Here is a 3,108-nt window from a genome sequence, read left to right as displayed (position 1 = left end):
TAAAATGACTGATTATCTAGCTGAAGAAGCAGATGTAGTCGTTAGAAGGATATATTGGATATGATTAATAGCATACTTCTAATAATTATTGGAGTTTCTGCAATTATAATTATAAATACAACAATGTTGTTACCTGAGAGAATTGTTAAATTGAGCAGTTTATTATATATAGTAATAGTTATTTTCGCTTTACTAGAGTTATTACCCAAACATAGAATGTACCTTAAGGAAATTACTTTTGGACAAGTCGGTTTTGAGAGCTTTATGTATATGTGTTTTTTCTCTGCATTGATACTTGTTTATACCAATATGGGCAAAAGAGAAAATAAAAAAATAAAAATAATATCCTATTTCATAATAGTCATATTTATATGTAATCAATTTACTGGAAGAAGTTTTATAATTATAAAACTTCTTTCAATAATACTGTTAGTAATATCCTATTTTACTTTAGCTGACTTTAAGTTCATTGAAGATAAAAAGTTAAATATTGCAAAGTTAGGAAATATATCATTTCTTTTAATAACTATAAGTAGCTTTAAATCTACGTATATATATGTCTATGAGGCTTTTTTTAATTACTATGATTCTGTATACGGTAGTTCTTATGAAAAATATAGTTAATAATCCTTATAAGGTATTATTTAAAGACCTTTTTGAAAAAGGGATAGAAATGAAGAATTTAAATACAAAAATAATTGAAAAGAATAGAGAATTAGAGTTTTCTCAAAAATGTTGTTATGAAAAAGGAGAAGGCTTTTAAGAGTTTTTTCAGAATGTTCCTATACCATTAATAATTTTGAATAAAGGAACTCAAAGGATTTCTTTTGCAAATTCTAGTTTTGTTAATATTGTAGAAAATAAATCTTTAAAAAGTATTATAAATAAGAAAATTACATCCGTAATAAGTGTAGATGAAGGCCAATTAAATAAATTTAATTATAGTGAAGGAAAGATAATACTTAGGGGGTCTATATCTAATAAGGGAGATTTAAAATATTTTGATATAGAGTTAATTGATAGTAGTACAAGTGGTGATGAAATAATAGTAATACTAAATGATGTTACATCAAATGTTAAAGTTGATTCAATGAAAGAAGCTATTCAAAATAAAATGTTAGAAGAAAACTTGAAAAGAGATTTTCTATCAAATATATCCCATGATCTAAAAACGCCATAAGCAGCGACGGAGCTATCAACTCCGCCACTCATACCTACAACTACTTTTTTCTTCATAGACTACTCCTATTCTTCTCCATGAACGTGATCGTGTAAATCATCTCCATGCTCTTCGAAATCCCAAAGTTCCATTCCTTTGCTCTTTCTGTAGTCATTAATTGCCTTGTGTATAGCTTCTTCTGCTAATACTGAACAGTGCATTTTTACTGGTGGAAGTCCATCTAAAGCTTCTGCAACTGCTTTGTTTGATAGCTCCCAAGCTTCATCTATATGTTTACCCTTAATTAGTTCAGTTGCCATTGATGATGATGCTATAGCAGAACCACAACCAAATGTCTTAAACTTAACATCTTCTATAATTCCGTTATCATTTACCTTTAAGTAAATCTTCATTATATCTCCGCACTTAGCGTTTCCTACTTCACCTACACCATTTGCGTCTTCAATTTCTCCTACGTTTCTTGGATTTCTGAAATGATCCATAACCTTATCTGTATATATCATAATTATCTTACTCCTCTCTTAATGAAATCTTCCCATAATGGTGACATATCTCTTAATCTTTTAATGATTGGTGGTAATACTTCTATTACATAGTTAACATCTTCTTCTGTTGAAGCATCACCTAATGTTAATCTTAATGATCCATGAGCTTTTTCATGTGGAAGCCCTATAGCTAATAAAACATGTGATGGATCAAGTGATCCTGATGTACATGCACTACCACTTGAAGCACAAACTCCCTCAAAGTCTAATGAAAGCAATATTGATTCTCCTTCAATAAATTCAAATCCAATATTAACGTTACCTGGTAATCTCTTATCACCAGTTGGTCCATTAAGCTTTGAATATGGAATCTTTAATAAGCCTTCTATTAATTTATCTCTTAATGCTGTCATTTTATCTACATGTTCTTGTAGATTTTCAGTAGCAAGTTCAATAGCTTTTCCAAGCCCTACGATACCAGCAATATTTTCAGTACCTGCTCTTCTAGCTCTTTCCTGTCCACCACCGTGAATTAAATTATGTATTCTAACACCCTTCTTTATATAAAGAGCTCCTACACCCTTTGGTCCATATATCTTATGTCCCGCTAAAGATAACAAATCAATATTCATATCCTTAACATCAATTTCTATATTACCAATTGCTTGGACAGCATCAGTGTGGAATAAAACCTTCTTTTCTCTACATATAGCTCCAATTTCTTTAATTGGTTCAATAGTACCTATTTCATTATTAGCAAACATTACAGAAACTAAAATTGTTTTATCTGTAATTGCATTTCTTACATCTTCTGGATTAACAAAACCTTCGCTATCAACATCTAGGTATGTAACTTCAAATCCGTTCTTTTCTAAATATTCACATGTATGCAACACAGCATGATGCTCAATTTTAGTTGTTATTATATGGTTACCTTTATTCTTATACGCTGAAGCTATTCCTTTAATTGCCCAGTTATCGGCTTCTGAGCCTCCACCTGTAAAGTATACTTCATTTATATCACAATTAAGGGCCTTTGAAACTTGGCCTCTAGCCTTATCTACAGATCTCTTAGTAATTCTTGATATTTCATAAAATGAAGATGGGTTACCAAATTTACCTGTGAAGTATGGTAACATTTCTTCTAAGACCTCTGGCTTAACAAAAGTTGTTGCAGCATAATCCATATACACTGTATTCATGTTTCTTCACCTCTATAATTTAAGTTTTAATGATTCGTTATTTGTCTTGATTCTTTCATAGTCATTTACTATATCTTGAAGAGTTACTGACTTCATTACATCATCAATACTGTTTTTAATCTTTGCCCAAAGTAATCTTGTAGCACAACAATCAAGATTATCACAAGAAACACCATCAATGCATTCTGCAATTTCAATTGGCCCTTCAAGTACATACATAATTTCAGCTACAGTAATATCT

At 30.4% G+C, this 3,108-nt stretch carries 6 protein-coding genes; 3 read left to right on the top strand and 3 right to left on the bottom strand.

All coding sequences use genetic code 11. The annotated features are described in order from the left end of the window. Positions 1–60: 60 nt before the first annotated feature. The 3 genes from DR024_RS00090 to DR024_RS17540 are packed head-to-tail and all read left to right on the top strand — an operon-like array spanning position 61 to position 1,180. Positions 61–624: a hypothetical protein gene (locus tag DR024_RS00090; RefSeq protein WP_111917946.1), complete on the top strand. Its 564-nt coding sequence runs from the start codon at positions 61–63 to the stop codon at positions 622–624. After that, positions 608–763, top strand: coding sequence for a hypothetical protein (locus tag DR024_RS17575; protein ID WP_172458902.1), 156 nt, complete (start codon positions 608–610; stop codon positions 761–763). The genes DR024_RS00090 and DR024_RS17575 overlap by 17 nt, the downstream gene beginning before the upstream one ends. 36 nt (positions 764–799) lie before the next feature. Then, entirely contained in the window at positions 800–1,180 is a 381-nt protein-coding gene (locus DR024_RS17540) for a hypothetical protein (RefSeq protein ID WP_146742877.1), read from the top strand. Positions 1,181–1,245: 65 nt separating this feature from the next. On the opposite strand, the gene nifU is transcribed toward DR024_RS17540, so the two are convergent. The 3 genes from nifU to DR024_RS00070 all read right to left on the bottom strand — a co-directional run. Continuing rightward, positions 1,246–1,683 (bottom strand): Fe-S cluster assembly scaffold protein NifU, encoded by a 438-nt coding sequence (gene nifU, locus DR024_RS00080; RefSeq protein ID WP_027097438.1) that lies wholly within the window; start codon positions 1,681–1,683, stop codon positions 1,246–1,248. 2 nt (positions 1,684–1,685) lie between these two features. Then, complete coding sequence (nifS, locus tag DR024_RS00075) at positions 1,686–2,867, bottom strand: cysteine desulfurase NifS (RefSeq protein WP_111917944.1); 1,182 nt, start codon at positions 2,865–2,867, stop codon at positions 1,686–1,688. Between the two features lie 12 nt (positions 2,868–2,879). Next, on the bottom strand, positions 2,880–3,108 hold a 229-nt coding region (locus tag DR024_RS00070; RefSeq protein WP_242983062.1), incomplete at its 5' end, for an RrF2 family transcriptional regulator.

This window comes from Clostridium paraputrificum (genome assembly GCF_900447045.1).
Lineage (GTDB): Bacteria > Bacillota > Clostridia > Clostridiales > Clostridiaceae > Clostridium > Clostridium paraputrificum.
The sequence above is the reverse complement of the archived record's forward strand: the minus strand, read 5'-3'. Positions and strand labels throughout refer to the sequence as shown.